The sequence below is a fragment of the Stenotrophomonas sp. STK17_22 genome, assembly GCF_051983905.1.
In the GTDB taxonomy this organism is placed as follows: Bacteria; Pseudomonadota; Gammaproteobacteria; order Xanthomonadales; family Xanthomonadaceae; genus Stenotrophomonas; species Stenotrophomonas maltophilia_A.
On record NZ_CP197010.1, the window covers coordinates 4,057,825 to 4,081,431 of the forward strand.

The 23,607-nt window shown below is 66.5% G+C and carries 30 protein-coding genes and 1 tRNA gene; 13 read left to right on the top strand and 18 right to left on the bottom strand.

Annotated elements, in window-relative coordinates; all coding sequences use genetic code 11:
* The first annotated feature begins 7 nt into the window (after nucleotides 1–7).
* Genes bet through ACSYS9_RS19075 form a run of 12 tightly spaced genes read left to right on the top strand, consistent with a single transcriptional unit; the run spans nucleotide 8 to nucleotide 7,456 of the window.
* Entirely contained in the window at nucleotides 8–970 is a 963-nt protein-coding gene (gene bet, locus ACSYS9_RS19020) for a phage recombination protein Bet (protein ID WP_440568390.1), read from the top strand.
* Nucleotides 967–1,746 carry a lambda exonuclease family protein gene (locus ACSYS9_RS19025; RefSeq protein WP_440568392.1) on the top strand — a complete coding sequence of 260 codons (780 nt, stop codon included), beginning with the start codon at nucleotides 967–969 and terminating at the stop codon, nucleotides 1,744–1,746. Before bet ends, ACSYS9_RS19025 begins: the two co-directional genes overlap by 4 nt.
* Nucleotides 1,743–1,964 carry a sigma-70 region 4 domain-containing protein gene (locus ACSYS9_RS19030; RefSeq protein ID WP_279936240.1) on the top strand — a complete coding sequence of 74 codons (222 nt, stop codon included), beginning with the start codon at nucleotides 1,743–1,745 and terminating at the stop codon, nucleotides 1,962–1,964. Before ACSYS9_RS19025 ends, ACSYS9_RS19030 begins: the two co-directional genes overlap by 4 nt.
* Nucleotides 1,961–2,182, top strand: a complete 222-nt coding sequence (locus ACSYS9_RS19035; protein WP_032962321.1) for a hypothetical protein — start codon at nucleotides 1,961–1,963, stop codon at nucleotides 2,180–2,182. Before ACSYS9_RS19030 ends, ACSYS9_RS19035 begins: the two co-directional genes overlap by 4 nt.
* Nucleotides 2,179–3,039 carry a hypothetical protein gene (locus tag ACSYS9_RS19040; protein ID WP_440568394.1) on the top strand — a complete coding sequence of 287 codons (861 nt, stop codon included), beginning with the start codon at nucleotides 2,179–2,181 and terminating at the stop codon, nucleotides 3,037–3,039. The genes ACSYS9_RS19035 and ACSYS9_RS19040 overlap by 4 nt, the downstream gene beginning before the upstream one ends.
* Entirely contained in the window at nucleotides 3,039–3,329 is a 291-nt protein-coding gene (locus ACSYS9_RS19045) for a hypothetical protein (protein WP_165710893.1), read from the top strand. The genes ACSYS9_RS19040 and ACSYS9_RS19045 overlap by 1 nt, the downstream gene beginning before the upstream one ends.
* The gene (locus tag ACSYS9_RS19050; RefSeq protein WP_440568396.1) at nucleotides 3,326–4,309 is read left to right on the top strand and encodes a hypothetical protein; all 984 of its coding nucleotides are present in this window, start codon (nucleotides 3,326–3,328) and stop codon (nucleotides 4,307–4,309) included. Before ACSYS9_RS19045 ends, ACSYS9_RS19050 begins: the two co-directional genes overlap by 4 nt.
* Nucleotides 4,306–4,677 carry a hypothetical protein gene (locus tag ACSYS9_RS19055; RefSeq protein ID WP_440568398.1) on the top strand — a complete coding sequence of 124 codons (372 nt, stop codon included), beginning with the start codon at nucleotides 4,306–4,308 and terminating at the stop codon, nucleotides 4,675–4,677. Before ACSYS9_RS19050 ends, ACSYS9_RS19055 begins: the two co-directional genes overlap by 4 nt.
* Nucleotides 4,670–4,819 carry a hypothetical protein gene (locus ACSYS9_RS19060; RefSeq protein WP_192840756.1) on the top strand — a complete coding sequence of 50 codons (150 nt, stop codon included), beginning with the start codon at nucleotides 4,670–4,672 and terminating at the stop codon, nucleotides 4,817–4,819. Before ACSYS9_RS19055 ends, ACSYS9_RS19060 begins: the two co-directional genes overlap by 8 nt.
* On the top strand, nucleotides 4,819–6,201 hold the full coding sequence (locus ACSYS9_RS19065; protein ID WP_440568400.1) for a DNA cytosine methyltransferase: 1,383 nt from the start codon (nucleotides 4,819–4,821) through the stop codon (nucleotides 6,199–6,201). Before ACSYS9_RS19060 ends, ACSYS9_RS19065 begins: the two co-directional genes overlap by 1 nt.
* Nucleotides 6,202–6,212: 11 nt before the next feature.
* Entirely contained in the window at nucleotides 6,213–6,428 is a 216-nt protein-coding gene (locus ACSYS9_RS19070) for a DUF4224 domain-containing protein (protein WP_049446516.1), read from the top strand.
* Entirely contained in the window at nucleotides 6,428–7,456 is a 1,029-nt protein-coding gene (locus ACSYS9_RS19075) for a site-specific integrase (protein ID WP_123959457.1), read from the top strand. The genes ACSYS9_RS19070 and ACSYS9_RS19075 overlap by 1 nt, the downstream gene beginning before the upstream one ends.
* A gap of 63 nt (nucleotides 7,457–7,519) precedes the next feature.
* Here ACSYS9_RS19075 and ACSYS9_RS19080 read toward each other — a convergent pair.
* A tRNA-Lys gene (locus tag ACSYS9_RS19080) sits at nucleotides 7,520–7,595 on the bottom strand.
* Between the two features lie 179 nt (nucleotides 7,596–7,774).
* Between ACSYS9_RS19080 and ACSYS9_RS19085 the strand changes: the two genes are divergently transcribed.
* A complete protein-coding gene (locus tag ACSYS9_RS19085) occupies nucleotides 7,775–8,731 on the top strand; it encodes a DUF2268 domain-containing putative Zn-dependent protease (protein WP_071229041.1) in 957 nt (318 codons plus the stop codon).
* A 52-nt stretch (nucleotides 8,732–8,783) separates the two neighbouring features.
* Here the strand turns inward: ACSYS9_RS19085 and queC are convergent, their stop codons facing one another.
* The 17 genes from queC to ACSYS9_RS19170 form a co-directional block, all read right to left on the bottom strand.
* A complete protein-coding gene (gene queC, locus ACSYS9_RS19090; protein ID WP_049422913.1) occupies nucleotides 8,784–9,449 on the bottom strand; it encodes a 7-cyano-7-deazaguanine synthase QueC in 666 nt (221 codons plus the stop codon).
* Nucleotides 9,450–9,527: 78 nt separating this feature from the next.
* Nucleotides 9,528–10,229 carry a 7-carboxy-7-deazaguanine synthase QueE gene (gene queE / locus ACSYS9_RS19095; protein WP_071229042.1) on the bottom strand — a complete coding sequence of 234 codons (702 nt, stop codon included), beginning with the start codon at nucleotides 10,227–10,229 and terminating at the stop codon, nucleotides 9,528–9,530.
* Nucleotides 10,230–10,466: 237 nt separating this feature from the next.
* On the bottom strand, nucleotides 10,467–11,285 hold the full coding sequence (ybgF, locus tag ACSYS9_RS19100; RefSeq protein WP_071229043.1) for a tol-pal system protein YbgF: 819 nt from the start codon (nucleotides 11,283–11,285) through the stop codon (nucleotides 10,467–10,469).
* Nucleotides 11,286–11,288: 3 nt separating this feature from the next.
* Nucleotides 11,289–11,807 carry a peptidoglycan-associated lipoprotein Pal gene (gene pal / locus ACSYS9_RS19105; protein WP_032128527.1) on the bottom strand — a complete coding sequence of 173 codons (519 nt, stop codon included), beginning with the start codon at nucleotides 11,805–11,807 and terminating at the stop codon, nucleotides 11,289–11,291.
* Nucleotides 11,808–11,871: 64 nt separating this feature from the next.
* Nucleotides 11,872–13,191 (bottom strand): Tol-Pal system beta propeller repeat protein TolB, encoded by a 1,320-nt coding sequence (tolB, locus tag ACSYS9_RS19110; RefSeq protein ID WP_032128528.1) that lies wholly within the window; start codon nucleotides 13,189–13,191, stop codon nucleotides 11,872–11,874.
* Between the two features lie 284 nt (nucleotides 13,192–13,475).
* Nucleotides 13,476–14,531, bottom strand: coding sequence for a cell envelope integrity protein TolA (tolA, locus tag ACSYS9_RS19115; protein WP_049422025.1), 1,056 nt, complete (start codon nucleotides 14,529–14,531; stop codon nucleotides 13,476–13,478).
* Nucleotides 14,521–14,949 carry a protein TolR gene (gene tolR / locus ACSYS9_RS19120; RefSeq protein ID WP_071229044.1) on the bottom strand — a complete coding sequence of 143 codons (429 nt, stop codon included), beginning with the start codon at nucleotides 14,947–14,949 and terminating at the stop codon, nucleotides 14,521–14,523. The genes tolA and tolR overlap by 11 nt, the downstream gene beginning before the upstream one ends.
* Before the next feature lie 24 nt (nucleotides 14,950–14,973).
* Nucleotides 14,974–15,753: a protein TolQ gene (tolQ, locus tag ACSYS9_RS19125; protein WP_006438802.1), complete on the bottom strand. Its 780-nt coding sequence runs from the start codon at nucleotides 15,751–15,753 to the stop codon at nucleotides 14,974–14,976.
* 10 nt (nucleotides 15,754–15,763) lie between these two features.
* Nucleotides 15,764–16,195, bottom strand: a complete 432-nt coding sequence (gene ybgC, locus ACSYS9_RS19130) for a tol-pal system-associated acyl-CoA thioesterase (protein ID WP_071229045.1) — start codon at nucleotides 16,193–16,195, stop codon at nucleotides 15,764–15,766.
* A complete protein-coding gene (ruvB, locus tag ACSYS9_RS19135) occupies nucleotides 16,185–17,225 on the bottom strand; it encodes a Holliday junction branch migration DNA helicase RuvB (protein ID WP_010481595.1) in 1,041 nt (346 codons plus the stop codon). The genes ybgC and ruvB overlap by 11 nt, the downstream gene beginning before the upstream one ends.
* Before the next feature lie 692 nt (nucleotides 17,226–17,917).
* Entirely contained in the window at nucleotides 17,918–19,837 is a 1,920-nt protein-coding gene (locus ACSYS9_RS19140; protein ID WP_019337542.1) for a potassium transporter Kup, read from the bottom strand.
* Between the two features lie 48 nt (nucleotides 19,838–19,885).
* Nucleotides 19,886–20,479 (bottom strand): Holliday junction branch migration protein RuvA, encoded by a 594-nt coding sequence (gene ruvA, locus ACSYS9_RS19145; protein ID WP_014648163.1) that lies wholly within the window; start codon nucleotides 20,477–20,479, stop codon nucleotides 19,886–19,888.
* Between the two features lie 13 nt (nucleotides 20,480–20,492).
* Entirely contained in the window at nucleotides 20,493–21,014 is a 522-nt protein-coding gene (gene ruvC / locus ACSYS9_RS19150) for a crossover junction endodeoxyribonuclease RuvC (protein WP_032128530.1), read from the bottom strand.
* Nucleotides 21,015–21,119: 105 nt separating this feature from the next.
* Entirely contained in the window at nucleotides 21,120–21,851 is a 732-nt protein-coding gene (locus ACSYS9_RS19155) for a YebC/PmpR family DNA-binding transcriptional regulator (RefSeq protein WP_032128531.1), read from the bottom strand.
* Nucleotides 21,852–22,013: 162 nt separating this feature from the next.
* Nucleotides 22,014–22,646, bottom strand: a complete 633-nt coding sequence (locus tag ACSYS9_RS19160; protein ID WP_071229671.1) for an esterase/lipase family protein — start codon at nucleotides 22,644–22,646, stop codon at nucleotides 22,014–22,016.
* A gap of 75 nt (nucleotides 22,647–22,721) precedes the next feature.
* Complete coding sequence (locus tag ACSYS9_RS19165; protein WP_032128533.1) at nucleotides 22,722–23,243, bottom strand: GNAT family N-acetyltransferase; 522 nt, start codon at nucleotides 23,241–23,243, stop codon at nucleotides 22,722–22,724.
* Nucleotides 23,244–23,274: 31 nt separating this feature from the next.
* On the bottom strand, nucleotides 23,275–23,598 hold the full coding sequence (locus ACSYS9_RS19170) for a DNA primase (RefSeq protein WP_071229670.1): 324 nt from the start codon (nucleotides 23,596–23,598) through the stop codon (nucleotides 23,275–23,277).
* Nucleotides 23,599–23,607 lie beyond the last annotated feature (9 nt).

A 23,607-nucleotide genomic window follows, 5' to 3' on the forward strand; every position in this document is an offset into this window, starting at 1 on the left:
GGCACCCATGAACCAGATGACCACCCGCGCCGCTGCCGGCGCCCTGATGACCAGCGAGCAGGCCGAAGCCATCCGCGGCGCGTTGAAGTCGAGTCTGTACCCGGGCGCCAGTGATGCGTCCATCGACATGGTGCTGAGCTACTGCCAGGCGGCCGGGCTCGACCCGATGACCAAGCCGGTGCACATCGTGCCCATGAAGGTGAAGATCGGCGAGAACCCCGACGGGAGCGCCGTCAACGGCATGCGCGACGTGGTCATGCCCGGCATCGGCCTGTACCGCATCAACGCTTCCCGCACCGGCCAGTACGCTGGCTGCAGCGAACCCGAGTTCGGACCGACGTGCACCATGGAGTCCGTGCGCGACGTCTGGTCCAACGGCCCCAATGGCCGCAGGCAAAAGACGCAGCAGCCGTTCCAGCTCCATTATCCGGAGTGGTGTCGCGTTACGGTCCGCAAGCTGCTCGGTAACCAGGTAGTGGAGTTCTCCGCCAAGGAATACTGGCTGGAGAACTACGCGTCCAAGAGCGATGGCAGTCCCAACGCCATGTGGGAAAAGCGCGCCTTCGGCCAGCTGGCGAAGTGCGCTGAGGCCCAGGCGCTGCGCAAGGCGTTCCCGGAAGCGGTCGGCTCCCAGCCCACCGCCGAGGAAATGGAAGGCAAGGACATCATCGATGCCGAATCTGTGCGCGCTGATCGCCGCCCCTCGACCGCTGGCGCCATCACCCGCCAGCACCAGGCCGAGCCGCAGGACACCCCGGAGCGGCAGGCCCTGTACGCCAGCCTGCAGGAGTTCGCGGAGTGCGGCATGGAGGAATACCAGGGCGCATGGGGCCGCCTGACCAAGGAACAGCGGCAGCTGATCGGCACGGCCGGCCACGAAACCCTGAAGGGCATCGCCGACCGCGCCAGCGCCACTGTGGTTGAAGAAGGCGGCCAGCAGACCGCAGCCGATGAAGAGGTGCCGCTGTGATCGTCATCGGGTGCGACCAGGGCAGCGAGGCGTGGCACCGCGCCCGCGCCGGCATCATCACGGCCAGCATGTTCGCCACCGCGCGCTCGCGCGTGGGCGAGCTGACCGACCAGCAACGCACCTATGTGGACGCGGTGCTGTCCGGCCTGGCCGAGAGAACCGCCATGGAGCGCGCCGGCTACAAGGCCGTGCCGCGCTCGGCCATCATCGAGAAGGCGATCGCCGGCGAGCCCATCGGCGACTTCAGCGAGGCGTCGAAGAACTACGCCTTCCGGCTGGCCATCGAGCGCATCAGCGGCGAGCCGCTGGACGAGGGTTTCGAGACGTTCGCCATGCGCCGCGGCCATGAGCTTGAGCCGCAGGCCCGCGCCGAGCATGAGGTGCAGTCCGGGCTGCTGGTGAAGCGCGCCGGGTTCGTGCTGAGCGACTGCGGCGACTACGGCTGCTCGGCCGACGGCTTCATCGGCGAGGACGGCGGCAGCGAATACAAGTGCTTCATCAACCCGGAGAAGCTGCGCGCGTTCCACATCGACAACGATGCGAGCGAGGTGTTCGAGCAGGCCCAGGGCTGCATGTGGCTGACCGGCCGGCAGTGGTGGCACATCGGCCTGTACTGCCCGGCGCTGGCCGCCGTGGGCAAGCAGCTGTGGTGGCGCCGCTTCGACCGCGACGAGGCGTTCATCGCCAAGCTGCGCGCCGATCTGGAACCGTTCCGGCAGATGGTGGTCGGCTTCGAGCAGTCCCTGCGCGCTGACGCCCACCAGGAGGCCGCATGAAGGGCCTGAACTACGTCTACCCGCACCGGGGAACGATCCGTGGCGGCAAGGCTAAGGCGGCGCTGTTCGCCCGAGTGGTCGAGGGCAAGAGCTACACCATGCGCCAGATCGCCGAGCAGCTGGGCGTTTCGCTCACCACCGCCGACACCAGGGTGAAGCGCGGCCCCTACCCGCTCACCTGGGAGAACCTCAGCAAGTCGCGCCTGGAGCAGCCATGAAAACCTGCACGAAGTGCGCGGCCCGGCTGCCGCTGCGGTTCTTCCCCCTGATCAACGGCAAGGCGACCGCCGCGTGCGCGCCCTGCCGGAACACCGAGCGCCGCCTGCACGACCCGCTGCGCCCCCTGCGCCGCGACCCGCTTCAGGTCCGCCTGAACAACCTCACCAACCTGTGGCACGGGCCAGTGCGCCGCGTGCCGCTTCGGAGCCACGCATGAAGATCCAGCAGATTGCCCCGTGCAACAAGGTGACCAGCTGTAAGACGGACCCGAAGTATTACGCGCCGTCGACCAGCTACGGCAGCGCCTGCCCGACCCGTACAGCTGCCATCGCCCTGCAGAAGTTGGAGCAGGCCTACGCGGAAGACAAGGCAACCCATGAAGCGAACCTACCCGCGATGGCGGCCAACCAGGAAATCATCGAACGGGTAACAGCGCTGATGGCCGAGATTGGAATGCCGTCGCGCTTCAGCGAACGAGATTTTCGCTCCCGATCCCGTTTCCCGAAGTCGATCACGCACGACGCCGGCTACCTGACCGATCTGCGCCGGGAGGTGAAGACGAGCGACGGGTGGGACCATGCCCAAGCATCCTACGAGCGTTTGCTGGCCGACTACCGCCGGTTCGAAGCGGAAGCAGCGAAGCAGAAGGAGCAGGCTGACCGCCACAAGGAAATGGAGCACAACCGACTGATCGAGCAGCGCAAGGCCGATATGGCTCTGGCCGCGATGCTGCTCAGGTACGACCTCCCCATCGATGCCTCATGGGAGGACGTCTTGGAAGCCTTGCGCGGCCGTGATAAGCGCCTCGACTTGGCCGTGGCGATGCGACAGACGCGCGGCGATTGGAGCGAGGGCCCCTACCGTGTGCGCCATGCGCTCGACCGGTTCTCCGTCGAAACCGACGAGGACAAGGCCATTGCCAACGACGTGCTGGATTGTCTGCGCGACTTCGACGACGGGCGCGTGTTCCGCGACACGACCTGGAACTACGACGTTCTGTTCGCCAGCGTGGCCGACCAACAGCTGTCGGCAGACGTGCAGACCGCCCTGGACAACGCACGGGACACCTACTGATGACCCACCATCGCTACGACCGCCGGCTCCCGAAGCGCACCGAGGGCTTCGCCTGGGGCCGGTCCATCGACAAGGTGCTGGGCGGCCACGTCCTCACCTACCGCCTGTTCCGCCGCGACCTGGCCGGAAAGCTGCACATCGAGACGCGGACGTTCCAGCTCAACGACCACCGCCGGCACATCGCGCTGCAGCTGCTGATCGCACGCCGCCAGCTGCGCGAACGCGTCGAAGCCATCGGCTATGCCCTGATCGAGGCCGAACAGGCCTCCCAACTGCAGGAGGTTGCATGAACGATATCGACCAGACCGCGCTGGAAATCGCGCGAGCATTCATCCCGGTGGACGTGGTGGGCCAGCAGCGCGCCAACCTGCAGGTGGCCATCATCGAGGCCATCAAGAAGCACGCGAACCCGAAGACCCTGGCGGACGTGCAGCCCGGTGGGAGGGTGAGGCTGTGGGATGCGCCTTGGCCGGAGATCGACGCCATTCTGGCTGATGCATATTCCGCAGGCGCAACAGGTCTGCCGTTCGAAGGCATCGCACGCCGCCATGCCGTGCGTGCAGCCGTAGCCGCCCTCTCCGCCCAGCCCTCTCCGGACAGAAGCTTCGACCTGGAAGCAATGCTCGCTGTATGTGTCCCCGGGGGCGACATTGCCGACCCGCAGGTGATCGCTGACAACATCCGCCACTGGTTCGCCGCCCAGCCCTCCCCGGGTGGTCAGGATGCCCTGGCGACTGCACGCGAGCTGTTGGCCGCTGAGTACGACAAGGCCGGAGAAAGGGTCTTCGCTGATCGCGCCCGGAAGGGGCAGTACGACAATGATCCGGACGTGCACGCCATCGTGGCTGCCCTCGCCGCCCGCCAGCCGGTGGGGGAGAAAGAAGTCGTTGATGCGATGGTTGATAAGGCATGGAATCGCTTCGAGGTAGCGCTGAACGCTGAGGACGGCGACACCCCGGAAGACCGCGTGCTGTCCGAAACCATCGACCAGCGCGACCGCTATCACGAGGTAGCCGACGACCTCGCCGGTCACATCGCAGCCATCACCGGCGTGGAAATCGGCGAACACAGCAGCGCCAACTGCCCTTGGCAGAACGCAATCGAGGCAGCCGAGGAGTACAAGCCCACGCAGGCCGTGGACCTGATGCAGTTCCGTGATTCGGTCGTGCAGGCCATCAGCAACGTCAGCTACATGACCGGATACGGTCCGGCGTATGAAAAGTTGACCGAACTGCTGGCCCTGATCGACGGCAAGGCGGTGGGCAAATGAGCTGGTTCAGTCGTAAGAGCAAGGCTACCGAGTCGCTGGATGAGTCGATCAAAAGGGCTAAGGCCAACGTAAGCGCGCACCTGCACACTCTACCCATCGATGTGGTGGAGCACGTCACCGAGTATCGAGACGGCAGGCGCGACTGGCGGAATGACACCAACGGTCACCACAGCATGCGCAAGTGGCTGCAGACGCTCAAAGACCTTCGGGACCGCGTGGACTATCTGGAGCAGGCTGAGGCAAAACGAAATCAGGTCGCCGCCCACTTGGGGTTGCCGGCTGCCAGTCTTGATATGGATGGCCTGTTGCGTCTGCTGCATGAGGCCGACGCCCACGTAGGGAGCGAACCGGAGCCGACGAATGGCTGACCAGCTGCTCACCGCTGCAATGGTCCACGTGTTCGCCCTGGCCGGGTTCGTTGCAGGCAGCGCCACCCTGTGGGCGATCAGCCGCGCATGCCGCGCCGCGCGCGCAGGGCTGCGCTGGTGCTGGCGAAAGGCGGTGGCCTGATGCGCTACCTGTCCCTGTTCTCCGGCTTGGAAGCCGCTCACCTTGCCCTCGCTGCGCTGGGCTGGGAATGCGTGGCCGTGTTCGAGATCGATCCCGCGGCCTGTGCGGTGCTGCGGCATCGCCTACCCAACGTGCCGAACCTTGGAAGCGTGACCGATATCACCGACGAGCAGATCGCTGCGCTTGGGCCCATCGATGCAGTGATAGGCGGCAGTCCGTGCCAGGACCTTTCAGTCGCGGGACGCCGTGCTGGCCTCGCCGGCGCCCGCTCGTCCCTGTTCCACCACCAACTGAGGATTTTCCATGCAGCTCGACATTTTTGCGGGGCCCGCTGGCTCTGGTGGGAGAACGTCCCCGGAGCCTTCAGCAGCAACGACGGCCGAGATTTTGCTGTGGTGGTTGGTGAAATGGCAGGATGCGACCTCACTGTCCCCCGCGATGGCTGGGCCAGCGAAGGCATGGCAGTCGGTCAGCACGGGCTCGTCGAATGGAGCGTGCTGGATGCGCAGTGGTTCGGACTGGCGCAGCGGCGCCGCCGCGTGTTCGCTGTCCTCGATACTGGAAACTGGACCGATCGACGCCCGGTACTTCTTGAGCCCGACAGCCTGCGCGGGGATTCTGCGCCGCGCCGAGGCCAGGGGGAAGGAATTGCCAGCACCCTTACGGCTGGCGCTGGAAGCAGTAGCGGCCCAGGCATGCGAGCCGAATGCGACGGCGGAAGCGGCCTGATACAGCACACCCTCGGATACGGCGGCGGCCGCACCAGCGGCGAGATTGAGGTGGCAGCATGCCTCACTGCCAAGGGCATGCGCATCGACTTCGAAGTGGAGACGTTCCTTGTCCAGCCCGTGGCGCACACGCTGCGTGCCGGCGGGTTTGACGGCAGCGAAGACGGCACCGGCCGCGGCACGCCAATGGTGGCATTCGACTGCAAGGCTGCAGGCGATACCAGCCTGTCCATAGGTGACATACCCGGCACCCTGCGTGCATCCCATGGAGGCGGGCATGCCGCAGTCGCCTTTCAATCCTCGCAGTCCGGTGTTCGCGTGGATGATGTTCACGCAACGCTAGACGCGAATAACGGATCTCGTCGCCACAACGGCATGGTGCAAGGCTTGAACGTGCGCCGGCTCACGCCGCGAGAATGCGAGCGCCTCCAGGGCGTTCCCGACGACTGGACCTTGGTCCCGAACGCTCAGGGCAAACCGATGGCGGATGGCCCCCGCTACAAGATGCTCGGCAACAGCTTCGCCGTGCCGGTCATCCACTGGATCGGCCTGCAGATCCAACACGCGCACTACAGGTCCAGCGAGATCCAGCGCCTGCGCGATGCAGCAACCCACGCCACCGAGCAGCTGCGCGCTGCGCTGGCCACGAACTGAAGGAGGACACCATGGCCGACAGCCCCTACCTGTCCCGTGACGATATCAAGGCGCTGTGCCGCACACCGCGGCGCAAGGGCCAAGCCGAGTTCCTGCGCAACAACGGGATCCGGCACTATCTGGACGCCCACGGGTGGCCAGTGGTGCTGTGGTCCGCGATCGAGGGCAAGCCGGAGCCGAAGACGCCGCCGGCGACGGAATGGAAACCGAACAAGGCAGCAGCGTAATGGGAAGGAAACCGAAGAAGCCGGGGGCTATCCCCCGGTTCCGCCCACGGAAACAGAAATCCGGCGTAGTGCACTACTACTACGACCACGGCGGCAAGCCTCGCAAGGAAACTGCGCTGGGCAGCGACTACGGCCTGGCCATCCAGAAGTGGGCCGAGCTCGAGCGCGCGGCGACGATCCCGACCGATGCGAAGCTGACGTTCCGTCAGGCCGCCGAGCGGTACCGCATCGAGGTGATTCCGACCAAGGCCGAGGGAACGCGAAAGGCCAACCTGCGCGAGCTGGACACGCTGCTGAAGTTCTTCGATGACCCGCCGGGCCCGCTCGATGCCATTCGACCGACGCACGTTTTCAACTTCCTGCAGTGGCGCCGCGCCGCGCCGGTCAGCGCGAACCGTGAGAAATCGCTGCTGTCGCACCTGTGGAACTGGTGTCGCAAGAAGGGCTACACCGATCTGCCGAACCCATGCGCGGGCGTGAACCGCAACCGGGAGGACGGCCGCGACGTGTACGTGGAGGACGACGTGCTGCAGCGCGTGTACGACGCCGCCGACCAGGTGCTGAAAGACGCGATGGACCTGGCCTACCTGACCGGCCAGCGGCCGGCGGACGTGCGCGAGCTGGACCGCCGCAACATCAAGGACGGAGTGCTGGTGTTGCGCCAGAGCAAGACGAAGATGCAGATGCGCATCGCGATTACCGGCGAGCTGAAGGTGCTGATCGACCGCCTGCTGTCGAGGAAGCGGCCGGACGATGCACCGATCAGCACGCGCCTGCTGCTGGGCGAGGACTGGCTGCCGATCGGCAAGGACGCGCTGCGCTACCGCTTCGATCGGGCGCGCGAGCGTGCCGGCATCCCGAAGGACCAGTTCCAGTTCAGGGATCTGCGAGCCAAGGCCGGCACCGACAAGGCCGATTCGGCTGGCGATATTCGGAAGGCACAGCAGCAACTCGGCCACCAGTCAGTGACCACCACAGAGATCTATGTGCGGAAGCGCCGCGGCGCGCTGACAAGCCCCACGAAGTGACCGTTTGCGGAGCGGTCGATATTTTGCGGAGCGAGGGGGAAGGGCTGAAAGCCTTGGTGCATATGGTGGGCCGTGAAGGATTCGAACCTTCGACCAAAAGATTAAAAGTCTTCTGCTCTACCGACTGAGCTAACGGCCCATTGCACTGCCCCAGCCTTTCGGCGGGGTGGGCATTCTACCCTACTTTGCCGGGCCGGGTGAAACCCTGGTGCGTCGAGGTTGCCGGCCAGCGGCCGGCACTACCCCGATCTGGGCCGCCGGCTTAAACCTTCCGGGCCTCCGTCGCATCCCATCTGTGATCCTTCCCCGGAGCCACGGATGCGCCTGCCCTTCTGCCTCATTGCCGCCCTGCTGGTGCCCTGCGCAGCACTGGCCGCCCCGCCCCAGGTCGTCACTGATGATATCGGCCGCTTCTGGGCTACCTATGACGCCGTGCGCACCGAGCCCGACGTTGAACGCCAGGTCGCACTGGTGCAGGAGCGCTACATCGATCCGGGCAGCCCCGGCCTGCATGCGCTGATGCAGGTGCGCAACTACACCGCCCGCGAATACGCCACGGCCATGCGTACGTGGCCGCGCTTCTGGACGTCAGTACGGCCATTGACCGCCAACGCGCAGCAGGCCAGCACCACCCTGGAACGGGACCTGGCTGCGTTCCGGGAGCTTTACCCCGCCCTGCGCCCCGCCAACATCACCTATGCGGTCGGTGTTCTGCGTACCGGCGGCACGACGCTGGGTGACAAGGTGCTGATCGGCGCGGAGATGGCGCTGGGCGATGAGCGCGTGGACGTGAGCGAGCTGCCGGAGCCGATGCGCAGCCGCCTGCGGATCTTCTACGACAGCCGCCCGGGGGCGAACAACGCGCAGAGCAACCTGCACGAGTACGTGCATACGCAGCAGCGCGAGACCACCGGCAGCCTGGCCCAGTACGCGGTGCGCGAGGGTGTGGCCGAGTATGTAGCGGAGCGCATCAGTGGGCGCCGGCCGGCATTACCCTTCTACGACTACGGCGCAACACACGAAGCGGAAATCCGCACGCGCTTCATTGCTGAGATGAACGGGGAAAATCTCGACAACTGGCTCTACAACAGCGCCCGCAATCCGTTCGGGGTGAGTGATGTGGGGTACTACGCCGGGTATCGCATCGCGCAGGGGTACATGCGGCAGCAGGCCGATGAGAAGGCGGCGATCGCGCGGATGATCGAACTGGACTATGCCGATCCGGAGGAAGTGCGGGCGTTTATTGACGCGTCGGGGTGGTTGCGGCAGCGGTAGGCCAAGGAGTGCGAACCAACGGTTCGCACCCACCGAGAGAGTGATTGCGCGGTCAGGCGTACAGCGTCGGGTCGGCTACGCCGGCTTCGGTGAAGCCCTGCGCGCGCAGGCGGCAGGCATCGCAGTGGCCGCAGGCGGCGCCGTTGGCGTCGGCGTTGTAGCAGGACACGGTCAGGCCGAAGTCCACGCCCAGGCGCACGCCTTCGCTGACGATCTGGCCCTTGCTGAGGAACTGCAGCGGTGCGTGCACCTTGATGCCCGCGCCTTCCACGCCCGACTTGGTGGCCAGGTTGGCCAGCGCTTGGAACGCGGCCACGAACTCGGGACGGCAGTCCGGGTAGCCAGAGTAGTCCACGGCGTTGACGCCGCAGAAGATGTCGTTGGCACCGAGCACTTCGGCCCAGCCCAACGCCAGCGACAGCATGATGGTGTTGCGCGCCGGCACGTAGGTGACCGGAATGCCGGCACCGCCGGCCTCGGGCACGTCGATGTCGTCGGTCAGCGCCGAGCCGCCGATGCTGCGCAGGTCCACGTCCACGGTCTTGTGCGCGATAACGCCCTGGGCCTTGGCCACGCGGGCGGCAGCATCCAGTTCGGAAGTATGGCGCTGGCCGTAGCGCACGCTCAGGGCATGCACGGCGAAGCCCTGTTCCTGGGCCATGGCGATGACGGCGGCTGAATCCATGCCGCCGGAGAGAAGCACGACTGCCTTCTTCATGGGTAAAACATCCGGTTGGGAGGGGAAAGCCAGCACGCTGTCCCGCGCCGGAGCTACATCAGGGAACGCTGCCTGGGCTCATCGGCCCGGCTCATCGTTCCACAGGATTTTATGCAACTGCATTTGGAAGCGCACCGGCAGCCGGTCCTCGACGATCCAGTCGGCCAGCTGGCGCGCGGTGATCTCACCCTTGCTCGGCGAGAAGAACACGGTGCAACGCTTCACCAGATCGTGCTCGGCCACCATCGCCTTGGCCCAGTCGTAATCCTCGCGGTTGCAGATGACGAACTTGATCTGGTCGCGCGCGGTCAGCAGCGGCAGGTTTTCCAGGCGGTTGCGGGCGGCTTCGGCCGAGCCCGGCGTCTTGATGTCGACTACCCGCGATACGCGTGGGTCCACGGCGCTCACGTCCAGCGCGCCGGAGGTTTCCAGCGAGACGTCCATGCCGGCATCGCACAGCTTCTGCAGCAGCACCAGGCAGCGCTTCTGCGCCAGCGGCTCGCCACCGGTCACGCAGACGTGGCGCACGCCCTGGGCCAGCACCTCGGCCACGATGTCGTCGATGTCCCACCAGGTGCCGCCATGGAAGGCATAGGCGGTGTCGCAGTACTGGCAACGCAGCGGGCAGCCGGTCAGGCGCACGAACACGGTCGGCCAGCCGGCGGTATCGGCTTCGCCCTGCAGCGAGGTGAAGATCTCGGTGATCTTCAGGCGTGGCAGGGGCGACTGCACGATCTCACTGGGCGTGGCGGCGGCGCTGGACGAGGTAACGGCGGTCATGGCGGGGACTTCTTGGTGGGACACGTGGCGGGTGGGCTACCGTGGCCGGTAACGAAAGCAGCCGAGCATGGCTCGGCTCTACAACTGAAGCCGGTCGGGTGTGGCCCAGCCGGTAATGCAAGCCGCCGGGCATGGCCCGGCGCTACCGGATCCGGGCGGGTTTGCCGGTCCGGAAACGAAAGCAGCCGAGCGTGGGCTCGGCTCTACAGGACACGTATTGTACGCCCGGTCAGCGGATCAGCGGATCTGCTTGCCGAGGCGGATCGACTGCAGGCGGTCCTGCGCGGTGCGCGCGGCGTCCGAGCCAGGGTACTGCGCCACGACGGTCTCCAGCGTCTGCTGGGCCTGGTCGACCTTGCCCTCGCCATACTGCGAGAGGCCGACCTTGAGCAGGCCGCCAGCGGCCTTGTCGTGGGTCGGATAGCGCGAGAGCAGTTCACGGAACTGGGCCTCCGCCATCGGGAAATTGCGGGTGGCGTAGTAGCTCTCGCCCAGCCAGTACAGCGCGTTCGGCGCGTAGACGCCGTTCGGGTACAGCTGCAGGAAGCTCAGGAACAGCTGCGCCGAATCATCGTACTTGCCGGCCTTCAGCGAATCGAAGGCGACGTTGTAGGAGGTGCGCTCGTCGCCGGTGGCGGCAAGGCTGCCGGCATCACCATGGACGGAAGGCGGCCGCTCGGAAGTGGCCGCCGCTGCGGGTTTTGCCGGGGCCGGGGCGGCCTTCGGCGCGCTCGCCGGAACGGGCGGCAGGGCCGGGGCGGCATTGCCCCCTTCCAACCGGTTCAGGCGGCTGTCCAGATCCAGGTACTGGTCCTGGGCGGACTGCTTGAGCTGGGCGTTGTCGTGCTGCAACTGCTCGATCGAGGCCTGCAGGCTGGTGACCTGCTGCCGCAGCTGATTGATCTGGTTCAACAGGTCCTGGTTGGCACTGTTGTTGTACATCTGCTGCTCGATCGCGCCAACGCGGTCGGCCAGGCTCTGTCGCTGTGCATGCGCCGGTGCGGCAGCCACGAGGGCTGCCGCAACGACCAGCATCAGTTTGATGCCAATACGCATGGATTACTGCGCGGTGTAGACGATTTCGACGCGACGGTTCTGCGACCAGCAGGACTCGTTCGACTCGGTGCAGACCGGACGCTCTTCACCGTAGGACACGACGGTCAGCTGCGAAGCCGAGCCACCGTTGGCCTGCAGGGCCGAGTTGACGCCGTTGCCACGACGCTCGCCCAGGGCCTGGTTGTACGCGCGCGAACCGCGCTCGTCGGTGTGGCCCTGCAGGGTGATGCGCGAGGACGGACGGTCACGCAGGTACTTGGCGTGGCACGCCATGATGGCCTGGAATTCCGGCTTCACGTCTTCCTTGTCCAGGTCGAAGTAGACAACGCGCTGGCGCAGGCAAGCGTCGGTGTCCAGGTCGCCCGGGCCGTACAGGCCGGAGGTCGACGGAGCGGTCGGGGTGGTGGTCGAGGTGCCGGTGTCAACCGGGGCTGCCGGCTCTTCCTTCACCTTCTTCGAGCAACCGGCCAGGACGGCCACAGACAGCAGGGAAACAAGCAGAACGCGGGTGGACTTGTTCATGGCGATACCTTTGTGGCTCCTAGGCCGATGAGGGGTTCAAGACAGCGAAAATATTAACACTCTTTTAGCGCTGGGTACGGTATGGGGACCATGCCGGTTCGCGCACATCTCCGTCAGCCAGAACCAACCGCTGGCGCACGCGCGCATCGGCAGAAACGGCGTACAGCACACCACGGCCACCCTCGCGGGCGGCGTACAACACCATGCTTGCGTTGGGCGCAAAGCTCGGAGATTCATCCAGCGAACCCGGGGACAGCGTGCTCCAGCGGGGCGAACCCAGCGAGCTGTCCATCATCGCGATCTTGTAGCTGTTGCCCGAGCCCTGGGCGACGGCGATCTTCTTGCCATCGTAGGACACCGAGGGCTTGGCATTGTAGTTGCCCTGGAAGGTCACGCGCTCGGCGCTGCCGCCGCCCGCACCGACCTTGTAGACCTGCGGACGGCCGCCGCGGTCGGAGGTGAAGTACACCGCGCTGCCGTCCGGTGCCCAGGTCGGCTCGGTATCGATGGCGAAGTGGTTGGTCAGCTGGGTCAGCTGCTTGCTGCCCAGGTCCATCACGTAGATTTCCGGGTTACCCGAACGCGACAGGGTCAGGGCCAGCTTGCGGCCGTCCGGCGAGAACGCCGGGGCGCTGTTGATGCCGCGGAAGCTGGTGACCAGCTCACGCGCACCGGTGCCGATGTTCTGGATGTAGATGGCCGAATTGCCACGCTCGAAGCTGACGTAGGCCAGCTTGCTGCCATCCGGGCTCCACGACGGCGACAGCAGCGGCTCCGCCGAACGCACGATGGTCTGCGGGTTGTAGCCATCGGAGTCGGCCACCATCAGCGCGTAGCGCATGGCGTCGCCCTTGCCGCTGGCGGTCACGTAGGCGATGCGGGTCCAGAAGGCGCCACGGACACCGGTGATCTTCTCGTAGATGGCGTCGGCCATCTGGTGGGCGACGTCACGCATGGCGTTGCCACGGGCGGTCATCGCCAGGCCCAGCAGGCGCTCGCCCTTCGGTACGTCGAACAGTTCGTACTCGACACGGTAGGCGCCGGCACCAGCGTCGAGCACGCGGCCGACCACGATGTAGTTCTGCTTCAGCGCGCGCCAGGTGGCGAACTGGATGTCGCCGCCCCGCACGGGCTTTTCGACGATCTGTGCTTCCGGCAGCGTGCGGAACTGGCCCGAACGCTCGAGGTCGGCGCGGACCACGCCGGCGACGTCGGTCTGCGGTGCAGCCGCCGAACCCTGGTAGGGCATCGGCACGATGGTGATCGGCAGCGCGGAGGCATTGCCGCCGATGATGTCGATATCCAGCCCCTTCTGCTGCGCGACGGCAGCAAAGGGCAGCAACAGGGCCGCAAACACGGCAAGCCAGCGAGGCATCTTTTTCATGGAGCGCTCAATAGGGGGAAACCGGAACGAGGGATAACAAAGCGGGAGTGAACCGCTTCGCAATCATGAACCAAGGGTACGTGAATTCCGGGTCAGTTCCAGCCCGTCCTCTCACGCACCGTTAACGTCGTGGCTAACATCGCACCGCCTGCCCCGGCCACACCGCCCCGCAGGGTGGTATTCCACAGCAGCCCCCAGCCTGCCCGGTCGAAACCGGGCCCGCCAGAGGCAGGCGCGACATCCGTGGGCGCAGGTGGCCCGATGGCCACCCAGCCCTGCCCGCCTCAGCGATCCTGGGCGGTAAAGGTGAAGTTGAGCGTGCGTGCGAACACAGACTCGAAGCCGCGGTACGGCAGCGGCTGCGCGTTGAGCACGGCGGCCTCGATCGAACGCTTGCCGGCCTCGTCGTACGGGCAGTTCGGGCTGACCTTGGCCTGCATCACCGTGCCCCCCGGAATCTGGGTGATGGTGATCTGGCAACGCTGGCCGAGCGGCACCGTATCCGGGCGCACCCACTGCGACAGCACCTTGGCCTGGATCGCGGCCGCGTACTTGGCCGAAAGATCATCGCTATTGCCACCGCCACCGGCAGCCGGCTGGGAGGCACCGCTGGAACCGGCAGCGGCACTGCCGGCAGCATTACGCGCGGCTGCCACCTGGCGCAGCTTCTGCTCGGCCAGCTTGGCTTCCTTCTCGGCCTGCTCGCGGCGGGCGCGGATCTCGGCGATCTTCTTCTGCTTCTCGGCCTCGGCCTTGTCAGCCGCCACGCGCTCCTGCTCGGCCTGCTTCTTCTTTTCGTCCGCTTCCTGCTGCCTGGCCAGGCGCAGCTTCTGTTCCGCTTCTTCCTGGCGCTTGCGTTCGGTCAGGTCGATCTGTTCCTGGCGGCGCTTGGCTTCCTGTTCCTGCTTGGCCTTCTCCTGCGAGATGGCCAGCGCGCTCACCGCTTCCTGGTCCTTGGTGTCCGGCTGCGCGACACGCTCCTGCGCCTGTTGCTGCTGGGGCGTGGGGGCGTCCTGCGGGCGCGGCTCGGGAATCGGCTGCGGCGGCGGGATGGTGTCTTCCGGCACCGGGATCGGCTCGGCCACCGGCGGCGGCAGGTCTTCCAGCTTTTCCGACTGGCGCAGGGCCTGGCGTGCGGCGGAGGCCTCGGACGCGGACAGCGCCAGGCTGGCCTCGACCGAGGGGTCGCCGGCGGCGGCATCGGTGTTGCGCTCGGGCGACCAGAACCAGGCCACGATGAACACCAGCGCGACCAGCAGGTGCACCAGCAACGCCAGCGCCAGGGGCAGGCCCCAGCCGGGTTCGCGCTGATGCGGGGGTGGCAGGGCGTCAGCGTGCATCGGTGGCCAGGCCTACCTTGTCTACCTTGGCGCGCTTGATCACATCCATTGCAGCAATGACCTTTTCATAGGCCACGGCGCGGTCGGCGGCGACGATCACGCGCACGCCCTTGTCCTGGGCGACGATGCCGGCCAGACGGCCTTCCAGTTCCTCGGCCGACACGGCGGTCGGGTCCTTGGCGTCGGGCAGCTTCAGGCTGAGCTGGCCGTCCTGGCGCACCGAGACGATCACCGGATCCTGCTTGCTCTCCAGCGCCTTGGCGTTGGACTGCGGCAGGTCGACGTCGAAGCTCAGGGTGAGCAGCGGTGCGGTGACCATGAAGATGATCAGCAGCACCAGCATGACGTCGATGTAGGGAACGACGTTGATTTCCGATTTCAGCTTGCGGCGCTTGCGGCGACCGATGGCAGCGGACATGGCTTGGACTCCCGGGTCAGGCGCTTACTCGTCGCCAGCGCTCTGGCGCTGCAGGATGGAGCTGAACTCTTCGGCGAAGGTCTCGAACCGCACCGACATGCGCTCCACGCGCGTGGTGAAGCGGTTGTAGGCCCACACCGCCGGGATCGCCACGAACAGGCCGATGGCGGTGGCGAACAGTGCCTCGGAGATGCCCGGCGCGACGGCGGCGATGCCGGCCTGCGCACCGCTGCTGATCATGTCGTGCATGGTCACCATGATGCCGAACACGGTACCGACCAGGCCCACGTAAGGCGCGGTCGAGCCGATGTTGGCCAGCAGTTCCAGGTTGCGCTCAAGCTGGTCCACTTCGCGGGTGTAGGTGGTGCGCATGGCACGCTGTGCGCCTTCCAGCTGGGCGCGACCGTCCAGGCGGCGCTTGTCGCGCAGGCGGGTGTACTCACGGAAGCCCGCTTCGAAGATGGCTTCCAGGCCGCCGACATTGCGGCTGCGGTCGGTGGCCGAGCTGTACAGCTTGCCCAGGTCCGCACCGGACCAGAAGCGGTTCTCGAACTCGTCGGCTTCGCGGGTGGCCTGCTTGAACACGCGGGCCTTGCGGAAAATGATCACCCAGCTGACGAACGAGCCGACCAGCAGCAGCAGCACGATGATCTTCACCGGCAGGCTGGCCTTGGCCATCAGTTCGAGGTAGTTGATGCCGCCGCCAGTGGTGGCCTGGGCAAGGGTCTGTGTCGCGGCATTGCTGACGTCGGCCGGCAGTGCCTCGGTGACCGTGGCCTGCAGGGCCAGGAGCGTTGCGATCATCCGTTGTTCCTCAGTGTTCGGATTCGGGGTGGAGGTGGGGTTGCAGCACGGCAAGGACGGCCTCGTCCATGCCACGCGGGCGGAAACTGGCCGCTTCCAGTGCGGCGATGCGGACCTGCGCCGACAGCAGCAGCTCGCCGTCGCGCAGGATCTGCTGGTCGAAGACCATGCTGGCCTTCTTCAGCTGGACCAGGCGGGCACTCACCTGCAGGGTGTCATCCAGCCGTGCCGGCTTGATGAAATCCATCTGCATCGAGCGCACCGCGAAGACCATCCCGTGCTCGGCGCGCATGCGCTCCTGGCCGTAGCCCAGCGCACGCATCCATTCGGTCCGGGCCCGTTCCATGAAGGCCACGTAGCGGGCGTGGTAGACCACGCCACCTGCGTCGGTATCTTCCCAGTAAATGCGTGTCGGCCAACTGAATCGGGGCTCAACCGACATCGGGAACCTCCGCGAACAGGTCCTGCGGCGGGTTCTTCGGCTTCAGGCCCATGTGCCGGTAGGCCTTGTGGGTGGCCATGCGGCCACGCGCCGTGCGCACCAGGAAGCCCTGCTGGATCAGGTACGGCTCGACCACGTCTTCCAGCGTGCCGCGCTCTTCAGACAGCGCCGCGGCCAGCGATTCGATGCCGACCGGGCCGCCATCGAAGTAGTCGACCATGGTCTTGAGCAGGCGCCGGTCAAGCTCGTCGAAGCCTTCCGGGTCAACCTTGAGCATCTTCATCGCAGCCTGGGCCACGGCCTCGTCGATGTGGCCGCCGGCCTTCACCTGCGCATAGTCGCGCACGCGGCGCAGCAGGCGGTTGGCGATACGCGGGGTGCCACGCGCGCGGCGTGCGATCTCGCCGGCGCCATCGGCGGTGCAGTCGATGGCCAGGATGGCTGCCGAGCGGCGCACGATCCGGGTCAGCTCCTCGACGCTGTAGAACTCCAGGCGCTGGACGATGCCGAAGCGGTCGCGCAACGGCGCGGTCAGCAGGCCAGCACGGGTGGTGGCACCGATCAGGGTGAACGGCGGCAGGTCGATCTTGATCGAGCGGGCGGCGGGGCCCTCGCCGATCATGATGTCGATCTGGAAATCTTCCATCGCCGGGTACAACACTTCTTCCACCACCGGCGACAGGCGATGGATCTCGTCGATGAACAGCACATCGTGCGGCTGCAGGTTGGTCAGCAGCGCGGCGAGGTCGCCGGCCTTCTCGATCACCGGGCCGGAAGTGACCCGCAGGGCCACGCCCAGTTCGTTGGCGATGACATGGCTGAGGGTGGTCTTGCCCAGGCCGGGCGGCCCGAAGATCAGCACGTGATCGAGCGCGTCGCCGCGCCCCTTGGCCGCCTGGATGTAGATCTCCATCTGCTCGCGCACCGGCACCTGGCCGAGGTAGTCGGCAAGGCGCTTGGGGCGGATGCTGGCGTCGGCGGCGTCATCCTCGCGGGTGGCGCCGGCGCCGATGATGCGGTCGTCGGTCATGTGCTGATTATGCGGCAAAAGCGCGGGTTTCGGCCGGGCTGCGCCCGGCACCCGCAGAAGCAACTGCAACGGCCGGAGCAACAGCCAAAGCTGAGTTCCTGGGGAATGGCGGGGTGGGTCCGCTTGCGGGGAACGCTGCAAGTACCCCTCCGGGGCCCGGCCCAGCCGCTGGCGGCTGTGCGTTCGGGCGCTTGCGAAGCAGTGCTTCGCAAGCAAAGCGCCCTCACCCATGTAAGCTCGGTCGCCGCTTGCTCGTGTGCGCAATCCTGCGCACACGGCAAGACCGGGGTTGGGCGTCCTGCCCAACCCGCCCGAGGCATGCCTCGGGCCCATGCGGCTCACGCCCCCGCAACCGGACCCACCCCGCCTTCGACAGTTTCCTGCGGCCTGTCGGAACGGCGTTCTGCTTTGGTGGGTGCCGACCGTTGGTCGGCACGGTAGATCCAGGCGTGGAGGAAACTGGAGAGCAGAGTGGGCCAAGCTTCAAGCGCGCGGCATCTCCGCAAGTGGAGCCCCCTTGTTGTTCAAGGGGGCGCGCCGACAGGCGGGGGGATAAGGTGGAATGCGCGGAACGCCGGCGCCCAAGGCGCCTGCGTTTCAAGGGGGCGCGCCGACAGGCGCGGGGATAAGGTGGAATGCGCGCGGGACCCACGGTTTGCGCAGCAAATCGTGGGACGTAGCGCAGGTGGAGATTAAATCTCCACCTGCGCGCCCAGTTCCACCAATCTGTTGCCCGGAATCCGGAAGAACCCGGTCGCCGGAGCGGCGTTCCTGTGCATCAGCGCGAACAGCTTGTCACGCCAGATCGGCATGCCACGGTTGGCGGTGGCGACGATGGTTTCGCGGCTGGCGAAGAAGGTGGTGTCCATCGGGTCGAAGTAGATGCCGCCGTGGTCGCACGAGCGCATCAGCGCCAGCGGCACGTCCGGGGTCTCCATGAAACCGAAGCGCACGTAGACGCGGTAGAACTCGTCGCCCACCGATTCGATCTTCAGCCGCTGCCCTTCCATCGCATAGGGAATGGGCAGGGTTTCCACGTGCAGGAACACGTTGCGCTCGTGCAGCACCTTGTTGTGCTTGAGGTTGTGCATCAGCGCATGCGGGGCCACGGTCGGGTCGGCAGTGAGGAACACGGCGGTGCCCGGCACGCGCACCGGCGGCGCCAGCATCAGGCCTGGCAGGAAGGTGTCCAGGCGGATGCCGTCCTTTCGGATCTCGTCGCGCAGCAGCTCGCGGCCACGGCGCCAGGTGCGCATCATGGTGAACAGGAAGATGCCCAGCACCACCGGGAACCAGGCGCCCTGCAGCAGCTTGGCGCCGTTGGCGATGACGAAGCCGAGGTCGATGATGAAAAACACCACGCACAGCGGCAGTATCCACTTGCGGGCCTTCGGCCACAGCGAACGCGCGACCAGGGCCAGCAGCAGGGTGTCGATCAGCATGGTGGCCGACACCGAGATGCCGTAGGCCACGGCCAGGTTCGACGAGCTGCGGAAGGCCAGCACCAGGCCGATCACCATCACCGCGATACCCCAGTTGATGCCCGGGATGTAGATCTGGCCGATGGTGTCGTGCGAGGTGTGCTTGATGCGCATGCGCGGGATGTAACCCAGCTGCATGGCCTGGCGCGAGACCGAGAACGCACCGGTGATGACCGACTGCGACGCGATCACCGCCGCCATCGTGGCCAGGATGATCATCGGGTACAGCGCCCACGGCGGCACCGCCTCGAAGAACGGGTTCTTCAGCGCCTCGGGGTGGTTGAGCACCAGTGCGCCCTGCCCCAGGTAGTTCAGCACCAGGCACGGCAGCACGAAGAAATACCAGGCGTGGCGGATGGGTTTGGCGCCGAAGTGACCCATGTCGGCGTACAGCGCCTCGCCACCGGTCACCGCCAGCACCACCGCGCCAAGGATGAAGATGCCGTGCCAGCTGTGTTCCATGAAGAAGCGGATCGCCCACCACGGGTTGAAGGCTTTCAGCACTTCCGGTGCGTCGACGATGTTGTAGATGCCGATCGCCGCCAGCGAGATGAACCAGACCGAGGTGATCGGGCCGAATGCCTTGCCGATTTTTTCGGTACCGAAGCGCTGCGCGGCAAACACCATCAGCAGCACCACCACCGTGATCGGCACGATGAAGGCATGCAGGCCGGGCGCGGCCACCTCCAGGCCCTCGACCGCGCCAAGCACGGAGATCGCCGGGGTGATCACGCCATCACCGAAGAACAGCGAGGCACCGAAGATGCCGAGGATGCCGACCACATAGGCCGAGCGCGACCCGTTGCGCAGCGTGCGCTGGGTCAGCGCCATCAGCGCCATGATGCCGCCCTCGCCGTCGTTGTCGGCGCGCATGATGATGGTCACGTACTTCAACGTGACCACGATGTTCAGCGCCCAGAATGCCAGCGACAGCACGCCCAGCACGGTGTCGTGGTCACTGTTGAGCCCGTAGTGCGGCGAGAACGCCTCCTTCAGGGTGTACAGCGGGCTGGTACCGATATCGCCGAAGACCACGCCGATCGCACCGATGATCAGCGCGAGGCCTCCGGCTGGAGGGGCGTGACCATGACCGCCTGGGGCGGCCGCGTGCGGGGTTTGACTGCTGGACATGGGACTCCTGGCGAAGCTCAGGCGGTGGGTTGGGGAAAGGAAGGCGGGTCAGCGCAGTGCCGACTGCAGCGCCTTGCGGATCACGGTGGCCACTTCGTCACCTTCGTTGAAGGCATCGCGGGCCATGCGCGCCGCTTCGGCCGGCTTGTAGCCCAGCTGCTGCAGGGCCACGGTGGCATCGGACAGCGGATCGGCCGGGGCCGGGCCGCTGCCGGTCGGCAGCGCGCCGCCGGCACCGAACTGCGCCGCGCGGTCACGCAGCTCCAGCACCATGCGCTCGGCGGTCTTCTTGCCGATGCCCGGAATGCGGGTCAGCGCGGTGATGTCGCCGGCCTGGACCATGCGCGCGAACTCTTCGACACTGACACCGGACAGCACGGCCAGCGCGATCTTCGCGCCGATGCCGCTGACCTTCTGCACGTCGCGGAACAGGCGCCGCTCACCCTCGCGCAGGAAGCCGTACAGCGAGACGCTGTCTTCCTTCTGCGAGTAATGGGTGTACAGGGTGACCTCGCGGCCGAGCTCGGGCAGGTCGTAGAAGGTGCTCATCGGCGCCTCCAGTTCGTAGCCCACTCCGTTCACGTCCACCACCAGCCACGGCGGCGCCTTGTAGGCGACGATGCCGCGCAGTCGACCGATCATTGCGTGCAGCTCCTCATTTGCGGCCCCACGCCTGGCGGGCACTGAGCCCCAGGCGGTTGGCCGTTGCCCTTACGTGGGCATGGGTGATCGCCACTGCCAACGCGTCGGCCGCGTCGGCCTGCAGCTTGGTTTTCAGGTTGAGCATGAGCCCGACCATGTGTTGAACCTGTTGCTTTTCGGCGCCACCGCGTCCGACCACCGCCAACTTGATCTCGCTGGCGGCGTATTCGTGCACCGGCAGGTCACGCAGCACCACGGCGGAAATGGCCGCGCCACGGGCCTGGCCCAGCTTCAGCGCCGAATCGGGGTTGCGGGCCATGAACACGCGTTCGATGGCCACTTCCTGCGGCTGGTACTCGCGGCACAGGTCAGCCAGGCCCAGCACCAGCAGCTTCATGCGCTGCGGGAAATCGTCGGCGCCGAGCAGCACCAGCGGCTGGTGGTGCACGTGGCTGACACGGCCGGTGGCGTCGACATCGATGATGCCGACCCCGGTCCGCTGCGAACCGGGGTCGATGCCGAGGATGCGGGTCATGCTGCACTCCTGGCGGGGCGGAACGGGAGGCGCTGGCAGGCGTATGGGCTCATGACTGTCCGCGGTGACCGTTCAACGGCCCGCGCCCAGGCCGTCAAGGACGGCTCAGGCGTAGGCGTCGGCGCCGAGTTCGGCGTTGGAGTACACGTCCTGCACGTCGTCCAGGTCTTCAAGCATGTCCAGCAGCTTCTTGACCTGCAGGGCAACCTCGCCCTCGACCTTGATGTCGTTGTCCGCGCGGAAGGTGATTTCGGCGTGGTCGGCGACATGGCCAGCGGCGGCCATCGCATCCTTGACCGCGTTGAACGCGTCAGGGCTGGTGACCACGTCGATCGAGCCGTCGTCCGGGTAGACCACGATGTCATCGGCGCCGGCCTCGATGGCCGCTTCGGTGATGGCTTCCTCGTCGGCACCCGGGGCGAAGCTGAGCACGCCCAGGCGCTTGAACATGAAGGCGACCGAGCCTTCGGTGCCCATGTTGCCGCCGCACTTGCTGAACGCATGGCGGACATCGGCCACCGTGCGCACGCGGTTGTCGGTCAGGCAGTCGACGATCACGGCCACGCCACCCGGGGCGTAGCCCTCGTAGCGGATTTCCTCGTAATCGACGCCTTCCAGTTCGCCGGTAGCCTTCTTGATGGCGCGCTCGATCACGTCCTTGGACATGTTCACGGCCAGGCCCTTGTCCACGGCCACACGCAGGCGCGGATTGTTGTTGGGGTCGCCTCCACCGCCGCGCGCGGCAACGCCGATCTCGCGGATGATCTTGGTGAAAATCTTGCCGCGCTTCGCGTCGGACGCGTTCTTGCGGGCTTCGATGGAGGGGCCTCTACCCATGGGTGCTACCGTCTGGCTGCTTCAGGATCAAGGCGCGGATTCTACCTGATCGGGGGCGGCAACCGTGTCTAGGGCGGAGGGATGCCGCCAGGTCATGCCCGGCGGAGAGCGTGCGAACCAACGGTTCGCACCCACCGAGGCAGGCCCGTCGCACCCACTCAATCATGCAGCGGCGGCGTCGCGGCTGTGATCGAACTGGCCGCGGCGCAGGAAATGCGCGGTCTGCCGCGCGGCATCGGGCGATACCACCAGGCCACTGTGGCTGGTACGTACCACGCAATGGTCGGCCAGGCCCGGCAGGCGTGTCTCGGCCAGGGCCACGGTACCGTCGGAGGCGTCGTCGATGGCGCCCAGCAGGCTGCCTAGGCCGTGCGGCACCGAACCGGCGATCAGGCCAACCTCGGCCCTGCCCTGCCAGTCCGGCAGGCCATCGAGCAGCAGATCGCTGCTGCGCCCCAACGCCAGGCCCCAGCCGTGCTCGGACAGCGAACGCGCAGTGCCACTGCCGCGCAGCGGCGAGCCCAGGCAGACCACGCGCTGCACATCCAGCTGCGGCTGGCGGCGCAAGGCCTCCAGCGCCAGCAATCCCCCCAGGCTGTGGCCGACCAGCGACAACGGGCCGGCATCGGCCAGCCGCTCCAGCAGCTGCGGCACGGCCACGTCGGGGCCACCAAACACCGAGGAGTAACCGAACGCGTGCACCTGGAAACCACGCGCGCGCAGGCGCCAGGCCAGCGGCCCGACCCAGGCACGGGCATTCCAGATGCCATGCAGCAGCAATACGGGGGGAGTCATGCAAACAGCCTGGCGGTCAGCGGGGCGGAAACGTACGGTGATTGAACACGCGCGCGCAGCAAGCGGCGGTGAACGTCAGGTCGCGCGCGGTGCGCGGCGCAGGATGAACTCGAGGTCCTGGGTGTCACCGACCGGGAACAGGTACTCGCCGGCCTTCTCGAATCCATAGCGGGCGTAGAAACGCTGTGCGCCGAAGTTCTCCGACCACACGCCCAGCCACAGCGTGCGCGGGCCTTCGTGTTCCAGCCAGGCCAGCGCGGTTTCCAGCAGGCGGCTGCCCCAGCCGCAGCTCTGCTGCGTCTTGATCAGGTACAGCCGCTTGAGTTCGCCGTCACCGGGCTTCACGTCCGGGTGCGGCAAGCCACAGGGGCCGGCGGCGGCATGGCCGACCGCCTCCCCATCCAGCTCCAGCAGCCACACCGCGTAATCCGGGTGGGCCAGGATCACGCGCTGGCGCTCGACCGTGTAGGCCTCCTCAAGGAAGGCCTGCAGGTCCTGCGGCGGATACAGATGGCCGAAGGTTTCGGTGAACGTGCGGGCAGCCAGCGCCGACAGGGTCGGCGCGTCGTCCACGGTGGCGCGGCGGATCGAATACATGCAGGAAGTTGACGTCAGGGCGAAGCGCGGGTCAAGCCTTTTCAGGCGATTCCGATTCCGCTTCTTCTTCCTCGTCCTCTTCCTCGTATTCCTCTTCGTCCTCGTCCTCTTCTTCGCCTTCCTCGTCCTCGTCGTACTCTTCCTCTTCGTCGTCCTCGTAATCCTCGACGCCGAAGTCTTCACCGTCCCAACGGCCTTCGCCGTCGGCGACGAAGGTCAGGGCCATCGCCGCCGGGTTGGTTCCGACGCGAACCAGCCAACCACCGAACACGCGCGCACGCTCGGTGACCAGGGTGGCCTCGGAGCCTTCATTGCCCAGCTTTTCCCACTCCAGCGAAAACGCAAACTCGGTCATTGCCTGGAT